At 41.1% G+C, this 24,999-nt stretch carries 30 protein-coding genes and 1 tRNA gene; 23 read left to right on the forward strand and 8 right to left on the reverse strand.

Annotated features, from left to right (window positions below):
• Nucleotides 1–1,399 precede the first annotated feature (1,399 nt).
• The 7 genes from BSHG_RS19930 to BSHG_RS19900 all read left to right on the forward strand — a co-directional run bounded on the left by BSHG_RS19930 (nt 1,400) and on the right by BSHG_RS19900 (nt 8,537).
• Entirely contained in the window at nt 1,400–1,912 is a 513-nt protein-coding gene (locus BSHG_RS19930) for a ferritin-like domain-containing protein (protein ID WP_005782541.1), read from the forward strand.
• A gap of 237 nt (nt 1,913–2,149) precedes the next feature.
• Nucleotides 2,150–3,928: a signal peptide peptidase SppA gene (gene sppA / locus BSHG_RS19925; RefSeq protein WP_008657121.1), complete on the forward strand. Its 1,779-nt coding sequence runs from the start codon at nt 2,150–2,152 to the stop codon at nt 3,926–3,928.
• Between the two features lie 8 nt (nt 3,929–3,936).
• Nucleotides 3,937–5,067 carry a tetraacyldisaccharide 4'-kinase gene (gene lpxK / locus BSHG_RS19920; protein WP_008657123.1) on the forward strand — a complete coding sequence of 377 codons (1,131 nt, stop codon included), beginning with the start codon at nt 3,937–3,939 and terminating at the stop codon, nt 5,065–5,067.
• Nucleotides 5,006–5,815, forward strand: a complete 810-nt coding sequence (locus tag BSHG_RS19915) for a purine-nucleoside phosphorylase (RefSeq protein WP_005789915.1) — start codon at nt 5,006–5,008, stop codon at nt 5,813–5,815. The genes lpxK and BSHG_RS19915 overlap by 62 nt, the downstream gene beginning before the upstream one ends.
• A 27-nt stretch (nt 5,816–5,842) precedes the next feature.
• The gene (thiL, locus tag BSHG_RS19910) at nt 5,843–6,877 is read left to right on the forward strand and encodes a thiamine-phosphate kinase (protein ID WP_005789917.1); all 1,035 of its coding nucleotides are present in this window, start codon (nt 5,843–5,845) and stop codon (nt 6,875–6,877) included.
• Between the two features lie 118 nt (nt 6,878–6,995).
• Nucleotides 6,996–7,068: transfer RNA gene (locus tag BSHG_RS19905), tRNA-Phe, on the forward strand.
• A gap of 251 nt (nt 7,069–7,319) precedes the next feature.
• Nucleotides 7,320–8,537 carry a site-specific integrase gene (locus BSHG_RS19900; RefSeq protein ID WP_008657126.1) on the forward strand — a complete coding sequence of 406 codons (1,218 nt, stop codon included), beginning with the start codon at nt 7,320–7,322 and terminating at the stop codon, nt 8,535–8,537.
• A 142-nt stretch (nt 8,538–8,679) separates the two neighbouring features.
• On the opposite strand, the gene BSHG_RS19895 is transcribed toward BSHG_RS19900, so the two are convergent.
• Nucleotides 8,680–8,961, reverse strand: a complete 282-nt coding sequence (locus BSHG_RS19895) for a helix-turn-helix domain-containing protein (RefSeq protein ID WP_008657128.1) — start codon at nt 8,959–8,961, stop codon at nt 8,680–8,682.
• Nucleotides 8,962–8,965: 4 nt separating this feature from the next.
• Nucleotides 8,966–9,253 carry a helix-turn-helix domain-containing protein gene (locus BSHG_RS19890; RefSeq protein ID WP_008657134.1) on the reverse strand — a complete coding sequence of 96 codons (288 nt, stop codon included), beginning with the start codon at nt 9,251–9,253 and terminating at the stop codon, nt 8,966–8,968.
• 337 nt (nt 9,254–9,590) lie between these two features.
• Between BSHG_RS19890 and BSHG_RS19885 the strand changes: the two genes are divergently transcribed.
• The 6 genes from BSHG_RS19885 to BSHG_RS19860 all read left to right on the forward strand — a co-directional run bounded on the left by BSHG_RS19885 (nt 9,591) and on the right by BSHG_RS19860 (nt 14,587).
• Nucleotides 9,591–9,899, forward strand: a complete 309-nt coding sequence (locus BSHG_RS19885; protein ID WP_008657135.1) for a helix-turn-helix domain-containing protein — start codon at nt 9,591–9,593, stop codon at nt 9,897–9,899.
• Nucleotides 9,880–11,112, forward strand: a complete 1,233-nt coding sequence (locus BSHG_RS19880; protein ID WP_008657137.1) for a VapE domain-containing protein — start codon at nt 9,880–9,882, stop codon at nt 11,110–11,112. The genes BSHG_RS19885 and BSHG_RS19880 overlap by 20 nt, the downstream gene beginning before the upstream one ends.
• Before the next feature lie 333 nt (nt 11,113–11,445).
• The gene (locus tag BSHG_RS19875) at nt 11,446–12,426 is read left to right on the forward strand and encodes a toprim domain-containing protein (protein ID WP_008657138.1); all 981 of its coding nucleotides are present in this window, start codon (nt 11,446–11,448) and stop codon (nt 12,424–12,426) included.
• A gap of 156 nt (nt 12,427–12,582) precedes the next feature.
• Nucleotides 12,583–12,966 carry a MobC family plasmid mobilization relaxosome protein gene (locus BSHG_RS19870; RefSeq protein ID WP_008657139.1) on the forward strand — a complete coding sequence of 128 codons (384 nt, stop codon included), beginning with the start codon at nt 12,583–12,585 and terminating at the stop codon, nt 12,964–12,966.
• Complete coding sequence (locus tag BSHG_RS19865; RefSeq protein ID WP_008657140.1) at nt 12,932–13,855, forward strand: relaxase/mobilization nuclease domain-containing protein; 924 nt, start codon at nt 12,932–12,934, stop codon at nt 13,853–13,855. The genes BSHG_RS19870 and BSHG_RS19865 overlap by 35 nt, the downstream gene beginning before the upstream one ends.
• Before the next feature lie 3 nt (nt 13,856–13,858).
• The gene (locus BSHG_RS19860) at nt 13,859–14,587 is read left to right on the forward strand and encodes a hypothetical protein (protein WP_008657141.1); all 729 of its coding nucleotides are present in this window, start codon (nt 13,859–13,861) and stop codon (nt 14,585–14,587) included.
• Between the two features lie 41 nt (nt 14,588–14,628).
• Here the strand turns inward: BSHG_RS19860 and BSHG_RS19855 are convergent, their stop codons facing one another.
• The 4 genes from BSHG_RS19855 to BSHG_RS19840 form a co-directional block, all read right to left on the reverse strand.
• Nucleotides 14,629–14,961 (reverse strand): helix-turn-helix domain-containing protein, encoded by a 333-nt coding sequence (locus BSHG_RS19855; protein ID WP_005645903.1) that lies wholly within the window; start codon nt 14,959–14,961, stop codon nt 14,629–14,631.
• A gap of 130 nt (nt 14,962–15,091) precedes the next feature.
• Entirely contained in the window at nt 15,092–15,511 is a 420-nt protein-coding gene (locus BSHG_RS19850) for an RteC domain-containing protein (protein WP_032497303.1), read from the reverse strand.
• Nucleotides 15,465–15,704, reverse strand: a complete 240-nt coding sequence (locus tag BSHG_RS19845) for a hypothetical protein (RefSeq protein ID WP_008657143.1) — start codon at nt 15,702–15,704, stop codon at nt 15,465–15,467. Before BSHG_RS19845 ends, BSHG_RS19850 begins: the two co-directional genes overlap by 47 nt.
• A gap of 385 nt (nt 15,705–16,089) precedes the next feature.
• Nucleotides 16,090–17,202: an NADH:flavin oxidoreductase gene (locus BSHG_RS19840; protein WP_008657147.1), complete on the reverse strand. Its 1,113-nt coding sequence runs from the start codon at nt 17,200–17,202 to the stop codon at nt 16,090–16,092.
• A gap of 132 nt (nt 17,203–17,334) precedes the next feature.
• Here BSHG_RS19840 and BSHG_RS19835 point away from each other — a divergent pair, with 132 nt between their 5' ends.
• Complete coding sequence (locus BSHG_RS19835) at nt 17,335–17,679, forward strand: winged helix-turn-helix transcriptional regulator (RefSeq protein ID WP_008657150.1); 345 nt, start codon at nt 17,335–17,337, stop codon at nt 17,677–17,679.
• 610 nt (nt 17,680–18,289) lie between these two features.
• Here BSHG_RS19835 and BSHG_RS19830 read toward each other — a convergent pair.
• Nucleotides 18,290–18,583 carry a DUF3876 domain-containing protein gene (locus BSHG_RS19830; RefSeq protein WP_008657151.1) on the reverse strand — a complete coding sequence of 98 codons (294 nt, stop codon included), beginning with the start codon at nt 18,581–18,583 and terminating at the stop codon, nt 18,290–18,292.
• On the reverse strand, nt 18,570–18,884 hold the full coding sequence (locus BSHG_RS19825) for a helix-turn-helix domain-containing protein (protein ID WP_008657152.1): 315 nt from the start codon (nt 18,882–18,884) through the stop codon (nt 18,570–18,572). Before BSHG_RS19825 ends, BSHG_RS19830 begins: the two co-directional genes overlap by 14 nt.
• A 222-nt stretch (nt 18,885–19,106) precedes the next feature.
• On the opposite strand from BSHG_RS19825, the gene BSHG_RS19820 reads away from it, so the two are divergent.
• The 9 genes from BSHG_RS19820 (at nt 19,107) to BSHG_RS19780 (ending at nt 24,999) form a co-directional block, all read left to right on the forward strand.
• The gene (locus BSHG_RS19820; RefSeq protein WP_008657154.1) at nt 19,107–19,721 is read left to right on the forward strand and encodes a TetR/AcrR family transcriptional regulator; all 615 of its coding nucleotides are present in this window, start codon (nt 19,107–19,109) and stop codon (nt 19,719–19,721) included.
• Complete coding sequence (locus BSHG_RS19815) at nt 19,711–20,667, forward strand: Acg family FMN-binding oxidoreductase (protein WP_008657156.1); 957 nt, start codon at nt 19,711–19,713, stop codon at nt 20,665–20,667. The genes BSHG_RS19820 and BSHG_RS19815 overlap by 11 nt, the downstream gene beginning before the upstream one ends.
• 65 nt (nt 20,668–20,732) lie before the next feature.
• The gene (locus BSHG_RS19810; RefSeq protein WP_008657158.1) at nt 20,733–21,455 is read left to right on the forward strand and encodes a hypothetical protein; all 723 of its coding nucleotides are present in this window, start codon (nt 20,733–20,735) and stop codon (nt 21,453–21,455) included.
• Nucleotides 21,452–21,976, forward strand: coding sequence for a hypothetical protein (locus BSHG_RS19805; protein WP_008657160.1), 525 nt, complete (start codon nt 21,452–21,454; stop codon nt 21,974–21,976). Before BSHG_RS19810 ends, BSHG_RS19805 begins: the two co-directional genes overlap by 4 nt.
• Nucleotides 21,977–22,059: 83 nt before the next feature.
• Entirely contained in the window at nt 22,060–22,287 is a 228-nt protein-coding gene (locus BSHG_RS19800; protein ID WP_005814760.1) for a hypothetical protein, read from the forward strand.
• A gap of 19 nt (nt 22,288–22,306) precedes the next feature.
• Nucleotides 22,307–22,687, forward strand: coding sequence for a hypothetical protein (locus tag BSHG_RS19795; protein WP_008657164.1), 381 nt, complete (start codon nt 22,307–22,309; stop codon nt 22,685–22,687).
• Between the two features lie 155 nt (nt 22,688–22,842).
• Nucleotides 22,843–23,175 (forward strand): helix-turn-helix domain-containing protein, encoded by a 333-nt coding sequence (locus BSHG_RS19790; RefSeq protein ID WP_008657165.1) that lies wholly within the window; start codon nt 22,843–22,845, stop codon nt 23,173–23,175.
• 284 nt (nt 23,176–23,459) lie between these two features.
• The gene (locus BSHG_RS19785; RefSeq protein ID WP_008657167.1) at nt 23,460–24,044 is read left to right on the forward strand and encodes a BfmA/BtgA family mobilization protein; all 585 of its coding nucleotides are present in this window, start codon (nt 23,460–23,462) and stop codon (nt 24,042–24,044) included.
• A 4-nt stretch (nt 24,045–24,048) separates the two neighbouring features.
• A complete protein-coding gene (locus BSHG_RS19780; RefSeq protein ID WP_008657170.1) occupies nt 24,049–24,999 on the forward strand; it encodes a DUF5712 family protein in 951 nt (316 codons plus the stop codon).

Genomic DNA, 24,999 nt, shown 5'->3' on the forward strand with positions numbered 1-24,999 from the left:
AAAAGTATTGTTATATATCCCATAAGGGATGATATTAGCTCTGTTCAGGATGTCGAAAATTTATTGACGGTCATTTTTATATACCTATATAATAAGTATTGACGGTTCTAAATTTGACTTGTACTACTTGTATTGTTTATCAATTTTTCAAAGAACTCTTCTTTTTTAAATTCAGCTTCGTTTCAAAAGCGGGTGCAAAGGTAAGGGGTTTATTTTAAACTGCCAAATGTTTTGGGAAGTTTTTTTTCAATGCCCGTCTTTTATTTCCAAGCCTCTCTGTGCGAAAGGGAAAGAAGAGACAGCCAAAGGCCCTCGCTCTGCGAATCGGACTGCAAAGATAACGACTTTTATAATAATGATCCAAATAAAAAGGAAATTATTTTTGTTATTCTTTAAGGCAAATCCTACGCCGTTGCAACATGTCAAAATCTAAAGACTTTCCGTCTCTTGGAAAGCGGATGCAAAAGTAAGGCATTAGGAGATAAGAGACAAATATAAAAGGGGATTTTTTTGAAAATATTTTGAATAAAAACGTAAAGGGCTGAGGGAGAGGAAGGTTCTGATAATTGATTATGGAAAAGGGAAAGGCCGGGGAAGGAAAGATACACATTATTATATTATATAGGGGAAATTTATCGGGGAGAGGGAAAAGGGGATTTGCCGAGAAAGGGGGAAGGAGAAGTGTTTGCGGGAGGAAATTGAGGAGAAAATAGGGAATTTAGCGGGAACTTGACGGAAATTAAACGGGGTTTAAGCAAAAAACTCGGTGGGACCTTGGCGGGAATCAGACAGGAATCAAACAAAAATTGAACGGAAGACCGCGTTAACATTGTTAATGCGGTTGGGAAGATATTTATTTCAGGGGCGGAAAGAACAAAGCTTTGGCTTCGAAAAGACTTGTTATTTGGAAACAAAAGGCTTGATTTAACAGAAGGTTAAATCAAGTTATAGGAAGAGGAAAAACAAAAGGAGAAAAAAGATTGAGAATGAAGGAAATAGAGAAAAAAGGGGGTCTTTCCTGGAAAAAGGGATAAGTCGCGGGTAGAAAGGGATAGTTGCGATTAGGGCAAGTATAGGGGCAATCCGAAAGAACGCATTTGCGGTCCGGGAAGCTAAGTTGCACAATATTTTCATCAGCGAAGTTCGGGGCGGAAACGGAAGAAGGCTACCTTTCAAACCAAAGACATGTTAGTTTGAAACCAAGAGGGCGTTGATTTAAAAGGTAAAGGACCTTGGTTTGAAACTAAAAGGAAACAGCCGGAGCACAGTACCCCACCCGCTCCCGAAACCGGCTCCTAAAGCAAATGTCTTCCTGTTAAAATCACCCTTTCAGAAAACAAAATCCCCTACCCCATGTTACATAACCAACTTAATTTTTATAACCTAAACCAAAAGAATTATGGCTAAAGAAAGTGTAAAAATCCTGCAAGGAAAGCTCGATGTAAAAAGTTTGATTGATCAGCTGAATGCTGCATTATCTGAAGAATGGTTGGCATACTATCAATATTGGGTAGGTGCATTGGTAGTGGAAGGTGCTATGCGCGCTGATGTACAAGGGGAATTCGAAGAACATGCTGAAGAGGAGCGTCATCACGCACAATTGATTGCTGACCGAATCATAGAATTGGAAGGAGTTCCGGTACTCGATCCGAAAAAATGGTTTGAACTGGCTCGTTGTAAATACGATTCTCCAACAGCATTCGATTCTGTCAGCCTGTTAAATCAGAACGTCTCTTCCGAACGTTGCGCAATTCTCCGTTATCAGGAGATTGCTAACTTTACAAACGGTAAAGACTACACTACATGCGACATCGCAAAGCATATTTTAGCTGAAGAAGAAGAGCATGAACAAGACCTACAGGATTATCTGACTGACATTGCCAGAATGAAAGAATCGTTTCTTAAGAAATAAATATTAGTTTCTTCAGAAATAGAAAGAGGAAATACCCCACCTGAGGCTGTTTCCTCTTTTTATTGTTTATCTCCATACAATAACTTCTCCTTTACTCCCCGGTTATACTCAAATATTCACATTTTATATGTCGCAACCGTGACAAAACAAAAAACTATGCGACTTATGGGATGAATTTCAACTCAATTATTTATCTTTGTTAGCTTTAAAAGAGCTGGCATAAAAACAATATGTACAATGAAAGATTTCTTTAAATTTACGCTTGCTACAGTGACCGGCATCGTGTTATCGGGCATTGTTTTATTCATTATCGGAGTCGTAACGCTTGTTGGAATCATTTCGTCATCGGATACAGAAACTGTGGTAAAGAAGAATTCTGTGATGATGCTCGACTTAAAAGGTACACTGGTTGAGCGCACTCAGGAGAGTTTAGAAGGTTTACTGGGTAAATTTACCGGTGAAACAGCCGATACATACGGACTGGACGATATACTGGCTTCAATCAAGAAAGCTAAAGAAAATGATAACATCAAGGGCATTTATATACAAGCCTCATGGCTGAATGCTTCGTACGCTTCGCTACAGGCGATACGTAAAGCATTGGATGACTTTAAGGAGAGTGGCAAATTTATCGTAGCATATAGCGACAATTATACGCAAGGACTTTATTATCTTTCGAGTGTTGCCGACAAGGTGATGCTCAACCCCAAAGGCATGATCGAATGGCGCGGACTCGCTTCAGCACCTATTTTCTATAAAGATCTATTACAGAAACTGGGAATTGAGATGCAGGTATTCAAGGTAGGTACTTACAAGTCGGCAGTGGAGCCTTTCACCGCCACAGAGATGTCTCCAGCCAACCGGGAACAGGTTACAGCTTTCATCGGTTCTATCTGGAATCAAATATTGGATGGTGTTTCCGCTTCACGTAAAATAGGAAAAGATTCACTGAATATGTATGCTGACCGCATGCTGATGTTCTATCCGTCAGACGAAAGCGTAAAATGCAGACTGGCCGACACGCTGATTTATCAAAATGACGTACGCGACTATTTGAAAACACTTGTAAAAATCGACGAGGACGATCGCCTGCCCATCTTAGGACTTGAAGAGATGGTTAACATTAAAAAGAATGTTCCTAAAGACAAGAGCGGGAATATTCTGGCTGTTTATTATGCTTCCGGTGAGATAACCGATTATGCCGGATCAGCAGCGTCTGATGAAGGTATTATAGGTAGCAAAATGATTCGTGACCTGCGTAAACTGAAAGAAGATGACGATGTAAAAGCTGTTGTATTACGCGTAAACTCTCCGGGAGGAAGTGCTTTTGCGTCCGAACAGATCTGGCATGCCGTAAAAGAGCTGAAGGCTAAGAAACCGGTCATCGTCTCAATGGGCGACTATGCCGCATCCGGTGGATATTATATCTCTTGTGCTGCCGACAGTATCATAGCCGAGCCAACCACTCTGACGGGTTCTATTGGAATCTTCGGCATGATTCCGAACGTTAAAGGATTAACCGAAAAAATCGGATTGACATATGACGTAGTAAAAACCAATCAATTCTCAGACTTCGGCAATCTGATGCGCCCGGTAAACAGCGATGAAAGAGCTTTGCTACAGATGATGATCGGCCAAGGATATGATTTATTTGTAAGTCGTTGTGCCGAAGGACGCCATATGTCTAAAGATAAAATTGAGAAAATAGCTGAAGGACGTGTATGGACCGGAGAGATGGCTAAAAAAATCGGATTAGTAGACGAATTGGGTGGAATAGGTAAAGCACTGGAAATAGCTGCACAAAAAGCCGATTTAAAAGGATACACCATTATATCCTATCCTGCCAAAAAGGATATTCTGTCTACATTGTTTGATGTACAACCCGGTAATTATGTAGAATCCCAAGTGCTGAAAAGTCAACTGGGAGACTATTATAAAGATTTCAGCCTGCTGAAAAATATAAAAGAACGCGCCATGATTCAAGCACGCGTTCCGTTTGAACTGAATGTGAAATAGCAAACTGCATGGAAGAAAACTCTATCAAGATACATAAATGGCTATATCCGGCTTCATGGTTATATGGAGCAGGAGTAGCATTACGAAATAAACTCTTTGACTGGGGAAAACTTCAGTCAAAGAGTTTTAATGTTCCTATTATTTGTATCGGGAACATCGCAGTGGGCGGTACGGGTAAAACGCCGCACACAGAGTATCTGATAAAGTTGCTTCATGATGAATTCCAAGTGGCTGTATTAAGCCGGGGGTACAAGCGCCATACCAAAGGATTCGTACTATCAACAGCAGAAAGTGACGCCCGCAGTATTGGCGACGAGCCTTATCAAATACAATCGAAATTCTCCGATATCCAGGTAGCAGTTGACGAAGACCGCTGCCATGGCATCGAAAGGTTACTCACACTTAAAGAGCCTCCGGTCGAAGTTATCTTGTTGGACGATGCGTTTCAACATCGATACGTGAAAGCAGGACTAAATATTCTTCTGACAGATTATCACCGTCTGTTCTGCGATGACACCTTGATGCCTGCGGGACGCTTGCGGGAGTCTGCACAAGGCAAAAATCGGGCACAGATAGTCATCGTAACCAAATGTCCGCCGGATATCAAACCTATTGACTACAATATTATTAAGAAAAGGTTGAATCTGTTCCCCTACCAGCAGTTATATTTCTCGTCTTTCCGATACGGAAACCTGCGGGCAGTCTTTCCCGATTGTGCCACTGTACAAGAGAGAAAATTATCCTCTTTACAGACAGAGGAACAGATACTGCTAATTACCGGCATTGCATCTCCCGATACGATCATCCGTGAATTGGAAATACATACACGGAACATCGACTTACTCGCTTTTAGTGATCATCATAATTTCAGCCAGCGAGACTTGGCGCAAATAAAAGAGAGATTCGGTAAATTAAGAAAAGGGCAACGCCTGATTGTCACAACCGAAAAAGACGCGACACGCCTGATATGTCATCAGGAGCTGGATGAAGGGCTGAAACCATTTATTTATGCCCTACCCATTGAAGTAGAAATATTACAAAATCAACAAGATAATTTTAACCAACACATTATTGGCTATGTTAGAGAAAATACAAGAAACGGCAGCCTTCCTGAAAGGAAAGATGCACACAAGTCCTGAAACAGCAATCATTCTGGGAACCGGACTTGGCAGTCTGGCAAACGAAATTACGGAAAAGTATGAAATAAAGTACGAAGATATCCCCAACTTTCCTGTGTCTACCGTAGAAGGGCACAGCGGTAAGCTTATTTTCGGTAAATTGGGTAATAAAGAGATTATGGCAATGCAGGGACGCTTCCATTACTACGAAGGTTACTCTATGAAAGAAGTGACTTTCCCGGTACGCGTGATGCGTGAACTGGGTATCAAAACATTATTTGTGTCCAATGCCAGTGGAGGCACCAATCCTGAATTCGAAATCGGTGATCTAATGATTATCACTGATCATATCAACTATTTCCCCGAACATCCGTTACGTGGTAAAAACATCCCGTACGGCCCCCGTTTCCCGGATATGAGCGAGGCATACGATAAGGAACTGATCCGCAAGGCAGATGCCATTGCAGCAGAAAAAGGCATTAAAGTACAGCACGGAATATACATCGGTACACAGGGACCCACATTCGAAACACCTGCAGAATACAAACTGTTCCATATCTTAGGAGCTGATGCGGTAGGAATGTCTACTGTCCCCGAAGTGATTGTAGCCAACCACTGCGGCATCAAAGTTTTCGGCATTTCCGTCGTAACAGATCTTGGGGTAGAAGGAAAGATTGTAGAAGTATCACACGAAGAAGTTCAGAAAGCAGCCGATGCTGCCCAACCGAAAATGACCACCATCATGCGCGAACTGATAAACCGTGCATAGATACTTCCTTATCATAAAATAAGATATATGAGAACAGAGATAGCAACCTTAGGTGAATTCGGACTGATCAAGCATCTCACCGAAGGAATTAAATTAGAAAATGAATCAAGCAAATATGGAGTAGGCGACGATGCAGCCGTCCTCTCCTATCCTGCCGACAAGCAAGTGTTGGTGACTACCGACCTCTTGATGGAAGGTGTACATTTCGACCTAACCTACACGCCGTTAAAGCATTTGGGATACAAATCTGCTGTGGTTAACTTCTCCGACATCTATGCGATGAATGGAACGCCCAAACAGATTACAGTTTCACTTGCTCTCTCCAAACGCTTCAGTGTGGAAGATATGGATGAATTTTACTCCGGACTCCGTCTGGCATGCCAACAATATAAAGTCGATATTGTAGGTGGTGACACCACCTCTTCTTTGACAGGGTTTGCCATCAGTATCACTTGTATTGGTGAAGCCGACAAAGATAAAGTAGTTTACCGTAATGGCGCCAAAGATACCGACTTGATCTGTGTCAGTGGCGACTTAGGTGCCGCCTATATGGGGCTGCAACTGTTAGAACGCGAAAAAGCAGTCTTTAAAGGCGAACAGGATGCTCAGCCGGATTTCTCCGGAAAAGAGTATTTGTTGGAACGACAGCTCAAACCGGAAGCCCGCAAAGACATTATTGAGAAACTGTCCGCCGCAAACATCGTTCCGACTTCTATGATGGATATCTCTGACGGACTTTCTTCGGAGCTATTGCATATATGTACTCAAAGTAAAGCAGGTTGCCGTGTCTACGAAGAGCATATCCCTATCGATTATCAAACTGCAGTTATGGCAGAAGAGTTCAATATGAACCTCACCACCTGTGCCATGAACGGTGGTGAAGATTATGAACTTCTTTTCACTGTTCCCATTGCCGATCACGAAAAAGTATCGGAAATGGAAGGTGTCCGCCTGATCGGACATATTACAAAGCCCGAATTAGGCTGCGCACTGATCACACGCGATGGTCAGGAATTCGAGTTAAAAGCTCAGGGATGGAATCCCCTACAGGAAAATAAATAAAAAATTCCGAAAGAAAAACACTGATAATAAGCAGAATAGCTTTTTATCAGTGTTTTTTATTACCCTAAGGTTTGCAAAATCAAAAACTTTCACTACCTTTGCAACCGCAAACGAGAAAGGTGCCATAGCTCAGTTGGTAGAGCAAAGGACTGAAAATCCTTGTGTCCCCGGTTCGATTCCTGGTGGCACCACTTTTCAAGAAAGAAAAACGATGTAAATCCCTGAATTTCAAAGAAGTTCGGGGATTTTTCATTTCCAAGAATAGGCAAAATCAGTGGGATTAGAGCAAACTATACGTCCTTATTCAAGGGACTGTTTTCAAAAGCCCGAAATGTTCCACTGCGAGGTATTTACTTCATTCTTTTACAGCATGTTGCACTATTTTACATAACAGGGTTCCCGGTTCGATTTCCTAACTTTGTATCATTAAAAATTGAGCCGTATGGAAAGAAAAAGATTCAGCGTGTTGTTCTTCATCAAGCGTAGCAAACTGTTAAAAAACGGGGAAGCACCCGTGCGTGTGCGTGTCACTTATGACCGCCTATACGTGGAACTTCAACTAAAGCGGAGCGTAAAAGTCCCACTTTGGTCGCAGGAAAAAGAGAAATCGACAGGCAAAGACCGAAACTCCGTGGAACTTAACCATTACATTGACGCCCTGCGTGTAAAATTCTATCAGATTTACCAAGACTTGGAACTGGAGGGAAAGATTATCTCCGCACGTGCCATAGTGAACCGCTATCAGGGAAAGGACGAGACTTTCAAGACATTATACAATGTGTTCAAGGAGCATAACGACAACTGCCGGAAGCTAATCGGGACGGACTACGCCGACATCACCGTAAGACGTTACGATAACTGCCTTAAATATCTCATGGAACTGGTTAAACGAGATTACAAGGTAGATGATATGCTACTGCGTGAGGTAAACGGGGAACTGGTGCGTAAATTCGATTTATACCTAAAGACGGAGAAACATTGTGCACAGAACACCGTTATCCGGTACATGAAATGCTTCAAGAAAGTGATAAACCTTGCCATTGCCAACGAGTGGCTGACAAAGAACCCATTTGCCGGAATCAAGTTTCACGAGGTAGAGGTAAACAAACAGTTCCTAAGCCAAGCCGAGATAAACCGGATATGGCAGAAAGAGTTCAGGATTGAACGGCTGGAATTGGTACGGGATGTTTTTATCTTTTGCGTATATACCGGGCTGGCATTCATAGACGTGTATAATCTGCGCCCCGAACACATTTCAGAGGACAGCAACGGCAACCTGTGGATAGTGAAACCCCGTGAAAAAACAAACAACCTTTGTAACATCCCGCTTTTGAGCATTTCCAAACAGATACTTGAAAAATATAAGGATAACCCCTACTGCATGGATAAAGGAACTTTGTTGCCCGTTCCCTGCAATCAGAAGATGAACAGTTACCTGAAAGAGATTGCCGACCTGTGTGGAATCAAAAAGAACCTGACCACGCACACAGCCCGCCACAGTTTCGCATCGGTTATCGCACTGGCTAACAACGTGTCACTGCCGAACGTGGCTAAAATGCTGGGGCATTCATCCACCCGAATGACACAGCACTACGCAAAGGTATTAGACCAAACGATACTAAGGGATATGCAAGCCGTTGAGAAACAGCTATCCGTATAAACACGAAGAAGCCAGCAACACCGTTTTCAAGAAACCGTGATTGCTGGCTTTCAACCAAACAATATAGAAAACAAGACAGCTATATTTCAATACTTCAATATTTCAAGAAAGCAATAAAACAAGATTCCATGTTTTCAAGATTTCATTTCTGATAGAACCTTTCCAACAAATCCATGATGTCACTTTCCCGGTAGATGATTTTTCCCGGAAGCTGCACGTAGCCCAGCAGCCCCGTGTCCCTGTAATCCTGCAACGTCCGTTTGCTGATGCAAAGCCGCCTGCACACTTCATCGCCCGTCAGGTAATGTTCACCGTTCAATACCGGGCGATAGTTCGTTACCACGTACTCCACATTTTCCAGCACCCTGTCAAGGGAGGAAAACAGTACCAGCGTAGTATCGGAATCTTTCGTTATCAAATCCATACGCCTACTTTTTAGAATTGTCCCTTACTTGGTTAAGCAGAAATGTTTCCACGTCCGAAGCCTTGTAATAAATCTTATTGTTAATCTGCGAATAAGGCAGTTTCCCCGTATCACGGTAGGTCTGCATCGTCCGGGCTGAAACGTTCAGCAGGCGGCAGGTCTCGCAGTTATCCAGCCACTTGTCACGCTTCCTGCGTAAAGGCACGCAGAGCGCATCCACACGCCCCACAAAATTTTCAAACCTCTGTTTCCAGAGTTCAAAGGTTCTCTTTTCAATCGTCACTATTTCCATAACTGATACATTTATTCTTGTCAATACTCCGTTTTTCTTCACTGGTGCAAATATATAAGGCTGAACGGCAGGTTGTTTCTTTCTGTCCTCAAATGACCTTGCGTGTCTGAAAATGTCCACCACTGCCCCAAGCGAACAGGAAAGAAACAATAAGAGAACAGAAATCCCGGTTTCCCCCACTTTCTAAATAAGTAAGGTAATAAACACAAAGCCGTTTTCTATTTGCCGACATTAATTTGGTGCAGAGCGCAGCAAAGCGATTCCAAACGGCTGACGCTTTGTTTTTTACCGATTTTTCTTATTTTATTTGTGGTGCTAATTCAAAAAACAAGCACCTATGAATAATCCTTTCGAAGAAATTTTCAAACGGCTGGAGAACATCGAAAAGATGATTGCCCCGGTCATGGGCGCACAGCCCGAAGAACGGCAGGACGGAAAAGAGCCTGTGTTAGTCAAAATATCCGTTGCCAGCGGCATAACCGGGTATTCGGTCAATTACCTGTACCACTTAGCCAGCAAGGGACTGATACCATGTGTCAAGCGTGGGCGTACCCTGCGTTTCGACATGGAGGAACTCAAAAAGTGGATGCAGCAGCAGTATGTCCCGGCTTCTAACAGACTTCCCGATGAAAAAGAAAAGAAGTGATGATACACGGCACATCGAGGGCCGGCAGTCCAAGAACGAGCGCATCGAAAGCCTGTTGAACGTCCTGTACGATTTCCGGTTCAATACCGTAAAGAGCCGGACGGAATACCGGGCTACAAGTTCTTCGGGCTTGTACCAGCCCGTTACGAAATTTGTTCTGAACTCGTTCAGGCGCAGGCTGGATGCGACCGCTGGTATTGTCACCTCTGCCGAGAACATCCGTACCATACTGGAAAGCGATTTCGCAAGAAAGGTACATCCCATACGGGAATACTTCAACGCCCTGCCGCTTCTCAATCCAACCGAACACGGGCATATCGGCAAACTCCTGAACACGGTACAGGTAGCCAACCCCGGCAAATGGGAGGAATATTTTACGAAATGGCTTATCGGTGTGGTAGCCAACGCCATGAACGACACGGGGTGTCAGAACCATACTTGTTTGGTGCTGACCGGGGACAGGCAGGGGCAGTTCAAATCGTGGTGGCTGGACAACCTTTGCCCGACACCGCTTAAGAACTACCTGTTTACCGGAAAGATAGACCCGCAGGGCAAAGACATCCTGACACTGATAGCCGAATACCTGTTCATCAACATTGACGACCAGCTAAAGGAGCTCAACAAGCAGAACGAGAACGCATTGAAGAACCTTATCACCACCCCGGCGGTGAAATACCGCAGACCGTATGATGTTTACATAGAGGAATACCCCCACCTCGCCAGCTTCATGGCTTCGGTGAACGGCAACGAGTTCCTGACCGACCCGACAGGTAGCAGGCGTTTTTTGCCGTTTGAAGTCCTGCACATAGACAAGCCCACGGCAGAAAGTATTCACATGGATAACGTCTATTCCGAAATCATGTACCTGTACCGTCAGGGCGTGCGCTACTGGTTCAATGATGCGGAGATTGGAGAACTGCACCTGAACAATGCAGAATTTGAGGTGCAGACAATCGAGTTTGAAATGCTGACACAATATTTTGAGAAGCCGACAGAGGAAGAAGAACCCCATTTTTTTATGACAACAGCGCAAATACTGGCACGTTTACGGGATATATGCGCCATGCAGCTATCTGAAAAACGGCTGGGGGAAGCGTTACGTAAAGCCGGGTTCAAACGGGTACAGAAACGCATCAACAAACAGAATTATTCGGTATATGGGTACAGAATAAAGCCAGTCCCGGCATCCTCTACAAATGACGATTACGGTTAGCACGGTCATTTTACGATTGGTTATTACTGTAACGCAGTAACCGCCACAGTAAGATGTATTTTCACTTTATAGTATGTATATCAAACATTTAACAGTAGCGCAGTAAGCAGTAAGATAAAACCGTAAACTTTTGGAAAAGTTTGGAAAAAGAAAAAACGCAGAAAATATCAAGGTTATATTTCTATCTTCTTTTGAAGAAAGAACTTACTTATCTTACTGCATAAGGGATAATCCGCTGAAAGAAAAAGAATTGTGCGCAGAAACATAGTAACTTTTCTTCTTACTGACTTCTTACTGTGCTACTGCAATTTATCAACATCAAAAATAAAGATTATGACCTACAAGGAAGCCAACAATATCAGTATCAAAGACTACCTGAACTTTTTGGGAATCCAGCCAGTCACGGAAAAAGGAAGTTACGGGATGTACCGCAGCCCCTTACGGGAGGACAACACGCCAAGTTTCAAGGTGGATTATAACGCCAATTTGTGGTGTGACTACGGAACTGGCGAGGGCGGGACGCTCATCGACCTTGTGATGAAGCAGCACCAGTGCAACGCCTACGGCGCTATCTGCCGACTGGAACAGGGCAACACCGCCTCTTTTTCCTTTCACGGGAAAGACCTGCCTGAAAGGGACACGAAAAGGCAGGCTACCAGCCCGATAGAAATACGCAGAATACAGCCGTTACAGAATCCGGCACTCATGCGCTATTTGCAGGAAAGGGGGATTTCTCCCGGAACGGCAGCCCCATACGTGCAGGAAATGTATTACCGCATCGGTGGAAAGCCTTATTTTGCGCTGGCGTTCAAGAATGATTCAGGAGGTTACGAGCTTCGCAATCCCCGTTTCAAGGGCAGCACATCGAAAGACATTACCCATATACGGCAGCAGGGAGAGCCGAGAGATACCTGTTTTGTGTTCGAGGGCTTTTTGGATTTCCTCTCGTTCCTCACTATCCGGCAACAGAAAAGCCCGAACATGTCCTGCACCGACTGGCAGGACTACGTTATCCTGAACTCCACCGCCAACACGGATAAAGCCTTATATCCGTTGGCTGGTTACGGGCATATACATTGTATGCTTGACAATGACGAGGCAGGCAGGAAAGCGGTTGAAGCCATAAGGCAGGAATACAAATGGCGTGTCCGTGACGCATCATACCTGTACAGCGGTCACAATGACCTGAACGACTATTTGCGTAGTCTTAAAGTGAAACAATCCCAAGACTTGACAGTTGCCGACAAGCCCCAGCCGGAGCAGGATAACAGACAAAATCCGGGTGAAAAAAGAAAGAGAGGGCTAAGGATGTGACCTGCAAGACTGGCGGCATGAACAGGCGGCAGGCTGTGTGATTAGGGAGAGCAAGGTTATGTTTCGGTAAACCGAAACACCTTGCTTTGCCTGACAGCAAAGAAAATTTCTCCCGTTGGTCGCAATTTTTAAGATACCACCTAAAAGCAAAAACGTATGATAGAAATAAGGAACAAACCGGGAGGTCGCCCGGCAAAAAGCCGGATAGACAAGCAGAACCGGGTAGTCAGCACGAAGCTGACCGAGTTACAGTTTTACGCAATCAGGAAGCGAGCCACCGAAGCCGGGCTGCGTGTCAGCGAGTACGTCCGGCAGGCTGTCGTTTCGGCAGAGATAACGCCCCGGCTGAACAGGCAGGATGCGGACACTATCCGCAAGCTGGCGGGCGAAGCCAACAACATCAACCAACTGGCGCACCGGGCGAATGCCGGAGGGTTCGCACTGGTGGCGGTGGAACTGGTGAAACTCAAAAACAGGATTGTTGAAATCATAAACCAGTTGTCGGATGATTGGAAAAATAAAAAAGGGAAGCGGATTTAAAGGCTGCGTGAACTATGTACTCGGCAAGGAACAGGCAGCTTTGCTTCATGCGGAGGGAGTGTTAGCCGAAAGCAACCGGGACATCATACGCAGTTTCATACTGCAAGCCGGGATGAACCCCGACCTGAAAAAGCCTGTCGGACATATTGCACTAAGCTATTCCCCGGTGGACGCACCCAAGCTGACAGACGGGAAAATGATACAGCTTGCACAGGAGTACATGCGTGAAATGAAAATCACCGATACACAGTACATCATCGTGCGCCACCAAGACCGGGAACACCCACACGTGCATATCGTGTTCAACCGCATAGACAACAACGGCAAGACCATTTCGGACAGGAACGATATGTACCGCAACGAACAGGTATGCAAGAAGCTGAAAGCCAAACACGGGCTTTATTTCGCTAAAGGCAAAGAGCATGTAAAGCAACACCGTTTGAGAGAACCGGACAAATCCAAATACGAGATTTATAACGCTGTAAAGAATGAAATTGGGAAATCAAGGAACTGGCAGCAGTTGCAGCAGCGGTTAGCGGAAAAGGGTATTACTATCCGGTTCAAATACAAGGGACAGACAAGCGAAATACAGGGCATATCCTTTTCCAAAGGTGAATACACGTTTAAAGGCTCGGAGATAGACCGCAGTTTCAGTTTTTCCAAACTGGATAAGTGTTTCGGGTATGCAGGACTGAACACTGCCGGAAACAACCGACAGACGGTTTTCGCACCTGTTCAGGAGCCAGCACGGACACCGGGCAAAGCTGACAGTCCGTTACTGGCAGGCTTGGGCGGTCTGTTCTCCGCTTCATCCTCTCCGGCTGATGAAACGCCCGACAATCCCAATGAAAGAAAAAAGAGGAAAAAGAAACGACACTTAAAATTATAGGACATGAAAGATAATTTAATTTTGGAGGGGCTTCTCTCTATGGTTACGGAATTGAAAGAACGGCAGGAGAAGCAGGTAACACCAGCCAGCCGAGAGGAAACGATTAACCGACTGGACGTTATCGAACAGCGCATTTCGGATATGCAAAGTAAATCCGGCATTCCTGAAAACACGGTGCAGGAGATTCTGAACCAAATCGGCAGTATCAGAAAAGGGCAGTCCGAGAACCAAAAACAAGACCTTGAAGATATTAAGGGGCTTATCGTGACCTCGCACCGATATTTCAAGGAGCGGTTAAAAGTATTATTCCCGGTTGATGATACAGCACTGACCGGAGAAGTAACGCCCGTTTCATGGTACGGCAAACTGACATACCGGGTAACTCCCTATCTGAAACCTAAGTTCTTTCTTCTTTCAACAGGGTTTATTATCTGTATCACTTCGCTAATCCTGAATGTTCGTTTTACGGAACGGATGCAGCGGTTACAGGACAACGATATAAAATACCGCTATATCCTGATGAAAGGAAAAGCAGACGGTAGCAGCCTTGATTTGCTGGAAACGAAGTTCAGCCGGGAACGGGATAACGCTTTCGTCCGAAGCCTGACCGATTCGGTGAAAGGGTTTGAATACCGTAGCAGGAAGCAGGCAGAAACGTTGGAACGGGCAAGGCTGTTGAACGAGCAAGCCGAGCAGCTAAAGGAGGAAGCCGACAAGTTGGGCAAGCCATAAACCAAAGCAAAGCCGGAGCAGAACCGCCCCGGCTTTTTAACTCACTTCTTTTTCTTCGTGCAGTGTTCTTTCTCGAACTGGCGCAGCGTGGTAACACTGAACCGTTCTTTGATAAACTCCCGGACATCGGAAGCCTTGTAATACACTTTTCCGCTGATTGTGAAGTATGGTAGCGCACCGATAGCCCGGTAGCGTTGCAGAGTCTTGATACTCACTTTGAATAACAGGCACAAGTCTTGATTATCCAGCAGGTTGTCATCTTCCGGCAGTACCCTGTCGGCATTGCGCAGTACCCGTACATCCTTGCAGAGTTCTTCCAGTTTGGCGTACAGCTTCTGCATCCATACGCTGAAATCGTCATTGTCTATATACATGATTGCTTCATTTTTCTGATTATACATTATTGTTTGTCAATCGATTGATGAAGCAAAGTTCAGAAAACAAGCGCAAAGAAATTACGGGGGAACTAATGGAATCCCCTATAAATAAATCATAAGTCGTTGATTATCTATATCCTTTTTTGTCATGTTCCTTTTTGATAAGCTCTGCCAGTCCATTAAGAAACTCGGTCAGTTTGCCCGGCTTCCGCTTTATCACATCCTCATGTTTTTGGTAACAGTCGCCTATCTTGATATTGAACAGCCATTCAAAGGCTTTGGATAAGTCCACCAAATAGGCGGGTTTTCCGTTCTGATATACGATGTCTTTGGAGAGGAACAGACCGCTTACCATTTCCATGATGTTGATAAGGGTTGTCTTGTCAGCGAGAAAGAGAGGTGAAAGAGATTGCTTATTAGCACGTTGCTGTAGCTGTTCCGGGTACTTGATACGCCATTCGATAAGGCGTATTTCAGTGTTTAAAAGCCCTATCGCTTCATCAATTAAATGTAAATAGGGCATTTTTTTCTTGCTCAAACCGTACACGATACGATTTAAGACGGTGTAAACCAAAGGAAAAATAGCGGAGCAAAACGCTGTAATCCTGTTCATTAATACTAAAATTGGCTACATGCGTAGCCAATTCCTCGATAGCTTCTACAAACTCAGATGCAGAAACTTTGCGCTGCGAGTATTCCGACAATAGCCGAAAAAATCTCTGTTGTAATAACTGTTTCATAATATTTATATTTAAAGGCTATTTTGGAAATAACCTTTATTTGAACAAATTGAATTTTGCCAAACTCTTTATTAGTGACAACATCTACGGTTGTTTCTCACTTTATAGGAATGTCCATAATTACAGTGATTATCATGTTCACAATACCTGCGATATTTATATACAATACTATCATTGCATTTATTCTCATTCATACAATCTGCACATTCCTTATGTTTTAGACATGTTTTGCACTCCGTACAATTTATTCCGCACAAGCATTCTTTGCAATAACATTTCTCACAACAGCATTCTGTTTTTTCTTCTTTTTTATTTTCTGCATTTTGTCCCACTGCGACTAAAGTTGTTCCTAATATCACAACTAAAGCCAATAATAACATCTTTTTCATTTTCGTTTTCTATTTAAAATACAAGAATTTGGTATGGTTTCCCAGCATTTATTACAAGATATACATTTAGGTGTATAGTTTGGATTATCTTCCCATTTATTAATTAAATCAGGTTCGGAAAATAGGGTACGAGCCAAAGAGAAAAGAGGAATATTATCATTGTTTAATATATCATCCATGACAGCAATATTACGATTTCCACCAACAAGAATCAATGGGGTTTGAATATTTTGGGCTATTTCAGATACCTGCTTTTTAAAATAAGATTGTTTCTCTATGGAGCGTGCAATGTGCGGAAAAGATTGAGTTATCCCATTACCTGACGATAAATTAGTTCCACTTGGTTCTATAAAATCAAGTCCTAACGTATCTAAGTGTTTAAATATCTCAAGTGATTCAGGAAATGAAAGACCTTCTCCGGCAGACATATAATCATCAAAATTTACTTTTATCATAACGGGAAAATCTTCACCGACAGCGGAACGTACTTCTGAAACGACCTCATAAATAAGACGAGCACGATTATGTATAGAGCCGCCATATTCGTCCTTTCTTCTATTATAATAAGGGGTAAGAAACTGACTAAGTAGATAACCATGTGCAGCATGAATTTGTACAGCGTCAAAACCTGCTTGTTTCACTCTTAAAGCTGCTCTTTTGTGGCACTCTATTACATGCGAAATATCATCTTTAGTCATTTCTTCTGGCGTAATGCCTGTTACCCTGTTTAAAACGGCTGACGGTCCTATCATCCGGCGGTATTTAGAAGCGACTAAACCACTTTGAGAGCCCCCCGATGCAATTTGGCATGCAATTTTCACTCCTTTAGCGTGAGCATAATCTATAACTTCTTTCCATTCGGAAATAAAAGAATCGTCATACATGCCAATCATGCGAGGATTCGGCTGGTCATTAATGTCTATATAAGCGTATTCAGTAATGATGAAACCAACACCGCCATCCACTAAGGCTTTATACACATTTATCAAATCAGGGGTTAAATGACCTTGTTCATCAGTCATTTCCATCCAAACCCCGGAACGTACAAATCTATTTTTTAGCGTCAGTTTTGGAAAACTAACTTGTTCAAAAAGAGCTTTTCTTTTCATTCTCATTAATTTTTTGTGCAAAATTATAGCTCACATAAGAAATTAACAATAAGGGATAATTTTTTCAGAGGGTGATAAATTTATCACTTTCTGATTATTAGAAATTTGCATTACCTTTGCAAAAAAAAGACTATGTACGAACGGAAAATACCTATAAATTTAGGATGTGGAATAGAAGTAACAATGAATATCATTGGGGGAAAATGGAAACCGTGGCTTATAAACCGTATAAGAGAAGGGCAACATCGTCCGATTGAGATACAACGTGCTATTCCCATTGCTGATAAGCGAGTATTAACACAACAACTGAATGAATTAGAGAATATAGGTATCGTGCGTAAAGTAGTATATCCTGTCATCCCTACGAAAGTCGAATACTTTCTTACTGATTTAGGGAAAAGTTTACTGCCTATTATAGATTTAATGGAAGAATGGGGGCGTAATCATCGAAATTTATTAAAAAATGAAGATTTGTAACTTATTACATTTTGATGTTATAATACTTTATTTATCAAGACATAACGCAATTTTTCATTTTAAAGAAAACATATATTGGAAATTTTCAATTAAATAAATGCGATTCAGTCCTTAAAATATTTTTCTGAAAACATTGATAATTCCAAATAAATATCTACCTTTGCACGCAGAAATCGAACCTAAGACACAAAATTGTGTTGAACGGTGCAAAAATGTGAAAACCTTATTCAAGGGACTAACATCGTAATAAAGATATAACTTGTTGAGAAACAGTGCTATACAAGCCGATTTTCGGTTGCTGGTGGCACCACTTTTAAAAGACTTCAAATTTGGTAAATCCCTGAAAATTAAACATTTCAGGGTTTTTCTTTTTCCCCTAATCCGCATATTTTGGGCAGAATTACGCACTTCCGTAGTGCTAAATCGTGGACAATTTTAGTCTCGAAAAAAGTGTCCACGAATTGTATCATAAGTCGTTGATTGTCTTATCGTTTAATTCCTGCTATTCTGCACGATTCAGTAACTTTAAACATTAATTTTTTGAAGTATGAAACATTGATTTCAAGATGACTAGATGGCTAATCAATTAGATAATTGGCTGGTTGATTGATTAGTTTCGCAGATAGTCACCAAGTGATGAAAGATTAAGCACATCTTTCACTGGATCATAATCTATATAAAACCGTTTAGGAGCAGGAGCTATAAAATACAGACTACCTTCTTTCTGTATTTCATAAGTGGCAGGTGAAGCCTGTTTGGTGGTTTCCGATACATAGATAATAGAGAGAAGATAATCGTTGTCGTTCCGGTAGATGATAACCGTAGGATTCAGATTAATGCTTTCCCATGTGCCAACAATGGAAAACAGGTTGAAAGACGGATAATTTTCTTTAGTTCTTTTCATAAGGCGTGGCTTGTTTGAGTGATTGATTTTGTGTTTCACTATCCGCAATAATTCTTTCCACATCAGAAGACTTATAATAAATCTTGCTTCCTATTTGAGAATAAGCCAGTCGCCCACTACTTCGATAATATTGCAGCGTTCGTTTACTAAAACCTAACAACAGGCACATTTCCTGACTATCCAGCCAGTTTTCGACTTCCTGAGTATGAGTATTGCACAAACTTTCTATTCGTTTAGCAAACTCCGTGAACCTCTCGCAGATATACAAGAATGTTCTTTTTTCAATGGTTACTACCTCCATACTTTTACTTTTAAATGGTTTATAAAACGTGTTGATTCTATTTCACCAGCAAATGAAAGAAGAATCAAGAGCCGTTTTCTAAACTGTCTAAGGATGGCATAGTAAGTTCAGCATTGGCTTGATAGCAAAAAACTTTCTACCACTGCAAATTTACCAAGCATATTATTTGCATGTTTCCGACAAGTAACATATATTTGTTCCCGAATAGTAACAACACGTAAAATGAAAGGAAAAAGCATAACAGGAGAAAGAGATCGGGAAGCTACCGAAAAGCGGTTGCTAGATACTATCGGTAAAATGATTGCCGAAGATGGCTTCGAAAAAATCGGCATTAACGCTATAGCTACCCAATCAGGTGTTTCAAAGATATTGATATACCGTTATTTTGGTTCGGTAGAGGGACTTATGGCTGCTTACATACGGCAACATGATTTTTGGATCAATTTCCCTCTTGAATATCCCAGCCGTGAAAAACTACCTGCATTCGTGAAAAGTATGTTTCAAGGACAGATTGAGCAATTAAGGAATAATCCTACTTTGAAAAGGCTTTATCGCTGGGAATTATCTTGTAATAATGATATGATTGTAAAGCTAAGAGAGCAACGGGAAAAAGTAGGAATAGACCTTGTAAAGAAAGTAAGCGAACTAACAGGACATCCCCAAAAGGAAATTGCAGCGATAGCCTCTATGCTGACAGCATCAATTACTTATTTGGTAATGCTGGAAGATTTTTGTCCGGTTTACAATGGCATTCCTTTGAATGAGAATTCAGGATGGGAACAGATAAACGAAGGAATTGAAGTTTTAATAAATAAGGTATTTCAAGATGAAAACTGATTTCATACAAATAGCCAGTTATGCTTCTAAAGCTCCTTCGGGACATAACACACAGCCTTGGAAGTTTCATATTACGGACAGTACTATTACGGTTCTCCCCAACTTAGATGTAGCGTTACCTGTCGTTGATAGAAACAATCGTGAGTTATTTATTAGCTTAGGCTGTGCTGTTGAAAACTTATGCATCGCTGCCAGCTATTTCGGTTACACTACCCATATAATAGAATGCAGTATAGAAGCAATTATTCTTGAATTAACGAAAAATGCTCTCACAATTGAAGATTCCCTATTCCATCAAATTGAGAAACGACAGACAAACCGCAATATCTATAATGGCAATAAAATATCAGATGGAATTCTACAACAACTTCAATCCATTCCAAAAGAAAATGGTATTCAATTCTACTTTACTGAAATAAATACGCCATTTGCAAATACAATAACCCAATACATAATGAAAGGGAATGAAATTCAAATGGCTGACATTGCTTTCAAAAATGAATTGCTTTCGTGGATGAGGTTTAATAAAAAACAAGTTGAGGCTACACATAACGGGCTAAGTTATTTGGTTTTTGGAAATCCACCACTTCCTAGAATATTAGCACGTCCCATAGTTAGCTTATTCTTAAAACCTAATGCGCAAAACAAATCGGATAGAAAGAAAATAGATTCTTCCTCGCATTTTGTTGTATGCGCCACACAACGAGATACAATTGAAGAGTGGATTAACTTGGGGCGAACACTCCAACGCTTTCTGTTAAAAGTAACTGAGATCGGGATTTCTTATGCTTTTTTGAATCAGCCGTGTGAAGTTGCGGCATTAGCTTTTGACTTACGAGAGAAATTACCTGTCAATAAGGAACACCCAACATTAATAATGAGAATTGGTTATGCAAAGCAAATCCCTTATTCTCCCCGTAAAAAGATTGAAACATTACTAGTCTAATATTTTTTTGCTTACTATGTTCCCGGTTAGTAACAATGATAAAATAACAATTTAATAAAACTAATATGAATAAAATGGGATTGACATTGATTTATTTATGGCTTGTCAGCCTTTGTTCCTGCCAACAGGAATTGATTGAGTATGAGAAAGGAGATGTAAAGGTATGTATCGAACAGGGTGAACAATGGCTGCATGACTTTCCTTTGTTCTTAGGTATCAACAAAAAGAACCCACCTCAAATTGCTGTCTGGTTGGAAGATACACAAGGGAATTATCTTTCAACGGTCTATGTAACTCATAAGATCGCCACTCAATCTTGGCAAGCATCGGGAGGAAACCGACGAAAAGAAGCTCTACCTCATTGGTGTTATTCACGTGGAATAAAATACGATGATGGACTTTATTTGCCCACAAAGAAAGAACCATTAACAGATGGCATATCAGGGGCAACCCCACATGGAAGTTTTGATATCAAATTAAGTCCGACAACAGCACTAAAGAAATTTGTGGTAAAAATAGAAATCAATCACTCTACCGATTTCAATGAAGCCTTTCCCAAATTAGCCAAAGAAGGAGAAAGCAACTATTCTGGTGGTAAAGAAGGAAGTGGACAACCAGCGATTGTATATACTGCCAATGTCGATTTATTATCAGGAGAAAAATCATTTGAAGCAAATTTGATCGGGCATAGTAGTCCAGATGGAAGTTCGGGAGAGATTAATGAAGATACATCCGGGCTTACAACAGCTTTACACATTGTAAAACGCATAACTGTAACGATCCAATGAAAAAGATTATTCTACTAATTATAGCAAGCTGTACTGTTGCAATGGCGACAGCCCAAAAGAAAGAACACTTCACTTTTGCAACAAGTGTAGGAACAGGTATTGACATGAGCGAGCCAGCAGCTACTCCTTTTTCATTACAGGTTCTGGGTTATTATGCCATCAACAAACGGTTCTCTGTCGGTGTCGGGACAGGATTATCTATTTATGAGAAAGTTCTGATCCCGTTATTTGCCGATACAAAATTTTTAATCATAAAACCTAGAAAGTTCACTCCTTATATAGAATGTGGCGTTGGATATAGTTTTGCACCGAATAAAAATGCTAATGGAGGTTTTTATCTGAATCCGTCTGCTGGGGTAGAATATTCTATTTGTAAAAGTAAGAAGTTATTCTTGGCTTTAGGATATGAATCCCAGAAATTTGAACGACTGAAAACGCAAAAGCAATCATTGTTTACAGCCGAGTTTGCAGAGAAGCTAAGCCATAATGCTATTTCAATAAAGATTGGATTCATGTTTTAAAGATATACAGAAATCATTCAGCAACATGTAACAGACTTTAGTCTGATTATTAATACTCATTAATTATTAAACACTTCATGCTTATGAATGATTTATCAAAAACGAGGATTATCATCTTATTGACTGATTCCTCACAAAAAGTAACTGACACAGAAATGCAAGACGCTTATGACGAATTTATCAGGTGCATAGCAACAATTGGCAATTCAAAAGATAACTCCAACATCTTTCGGATGCTGAATCTCACTCGTATTGAGATAGCACCCTTAAAAGAGCTATATCAGTGCGAGCAGGGGGAAAAATGCGCTTAAAAATTCTTATCTGCATAAAGTGCTAGCTATTATCAATGTAGAATTGGAACTATTAAGTCTAAAAATTAAGCATCCTGAATCATTTGTTTCACCTATCTCACCAACATTCGAATCAGATCTATACGTAATCCCTAAATCAAAGGACTTGGGGATTATTGGTATTGCTGAAATAGTAATAGGGTTATCTTTTTTAGGCGAAGTAGTCGGAAAAGACGGAAAGCCCGTCCCATTAGTTCGTTTAGCTCACGGTTTTGAAGTCCTTTTCAATTTGAGATTTGGAAGTATATACGATAAACTGGATGCTATTTTTATGCGTAAACCATTCAATCTGACCAAAACATTAGATGCTTTAAAGAATGCAATTAACAAAGAAGCCCGTAAACGATCTAATAAACATTAGACAAAATGGTTTTATAATTTTCTCATTTACAACTATTTGAATTCTATTTTCAGGGGAGTAGGTAACTACTCCTCTTTTTCTGATTCTCCATTCTGCCGATTTTTGCATCATCAATCGATTGACATTCATAATGTATCACCAAAAAATGAAGCAAAATGTATATAGACAACGAAAACTTTGAAAAATGGATGGAGAAGCTATCCAAGAAACTCACTGAAATAGGGAAAGACTTAAAATCCCTAATCAATACCGATAAAGTATTAGATGATAATGAAAAGATACTCGATAATCAGGATTTAGCCTTTCTTCTGAAAGTATCTTTCCGAACTCTTCAACGTTATAGGGTAAGCGGGCTACTACCTTTCTTTACCATCGGAAAGAAAACTTATTACCGTGCTGGTGATATTCGGTCTTTCGTTCGTGAACGTGCTGATTTCCAAAGCTACAAACAGTTTGAAAAAGCCAATCAATTAGAGAATCAGCCGTGAAAGCAAAAGGTAGCAAATTTAGGAATGAAGCATTACTGCTCCTTCCTTGTACTATCACCCCAATTTAGCAGAAACAGCTACGCCTTCCGGCTTCGCTCGTTTCGCTAAATTGAGCAAGAGGGAACTAGACTTTGTCCTGTTCTCCCTCTTGCCCTGCGGGGCAAAGCCTTCGGCTTTAGCGTGTTACAAGAACACGCTGTAATGACACCTGTAATAAGCATTTTCTTTGCAACGCTTATTATCAGGTATTTATCTATTCATATTTCTATAAAAAAGTAATTATCATGCCCAATAGCAGTCGAAAAACAATATTCACTACCATTTCCATAGACAAGGAAACAGCATCTTTGGTAGAGAAGATATGCAAACGCTATTCACTGAAAAAGAGCGAAGTTGTAAAGTTGGCGTTCGGGTATATAGATAAGGCGCATATCAACCCATCCGAAGCACCTGAATCCGTAAAATCGGAACTGGCGAAAATAAATAAGAGGCAAGATGATATTATCCGCTTCATTCGTCACTATGAAGAAGAACAGCTGAATCCCATGATACGGACAACTAATTCTATCGCTTTGCGTTTTGATGCTATCGGAAAAACTTTAGAGACTCTTATTCTCTCTCAACTGGAAGCCAATCAGGAGAGACAAACAGCCGTACTTAAAAAGTTAAGTGAACAGTTCTGTAATCATGCTGATGTGATAAACAGTCAGTCCAAACAGATTAACGCACTTTACCAGATACACCAACGAGATTATAAAAAGTTGTTTCACTTAATACAACTCTATTCAGAACTTTCTGCTTGTGGAGTAATGGATAGCAAAAGGAAAGAGAACATGAAAGCAGAAATCAGTAATCTGATAAATATATAGAGCTATGCACATAGATTTTGCCCCACCATCGAAGGGTACATATAATAATGCAGGCAGTAGCCGGCAGTTAGCCAATTATTTAGAACATGAGGATTTAGAACGAATGGAAAAGGATATCTATACAGAAGGCTTTTTCAATTTGACAGATGATAACATCTATAAATCAATGGTTATAAAAGATATAGATAGTAATATCGGGCAACTCTTAAAAACGGATGCTAAGTTTTATGCCACTCACGTCAGCCCATCGGAAAAGGAACTCCGAGCAATGGGTAGTACAGAGAAGGAACAAGCCGAAGCAATGAAACGCTATATTCGTGAAGTGTTTATTCCTGAATATGCCAAAAATTTTAATAAAGAGCTATCCGCCTCGGATATAAAGTTTTACGGAAAAATTCATTTTAATCGTAGCCGTTCCGACAATGAGTTGAATATGCACTGTCATTTAATTGTAAGTCGGAAAGATCAGTCTAATAAAAAGAAGCTATCACCACTTACCAATCACAAAAATACCAAGAACGGAGTGATAAAAGGTGGTTTTGACCGAGTGAACCTATTCCAACAGGCAGAACAAGGATTTGATAAACTGTTTAATTACAATAGACAATTATCCGAAGCGTTCGAGTATTACAACATCATGAAGAATAGCACCATCACAAATAAACTACGACTTCAAAAACGAGAGCAGAACACCCCTAAACAGAATTTTACAAGTGAAAAGAAAGACAGTATGCAAATATGTAAACATACAGATAAGCAAGCCGACATGATTGAAAACATATTTACAAATCAACAAGAAAACAATCTTGAAAATAAGTATGATTCTAATTCGACCAATTTCGGATTATCTTCTCTATTTTCCACACTTCTATCAACTACAGATATTAATTCAACGGATAAACAACAAGAACTGATAACCAAGAAAAAGAAAAAACAAAGACCAAGATTAATCTGA

The organism is Bacteroides sp. 3_2_5 (assembly GCF_000159855.2).
GTDB lineage: Bacteria > Bacteroidota > Bacteroidia > Bacteroidales > Bacteroidaceae > Bacteroides > Bacteroides fragilis.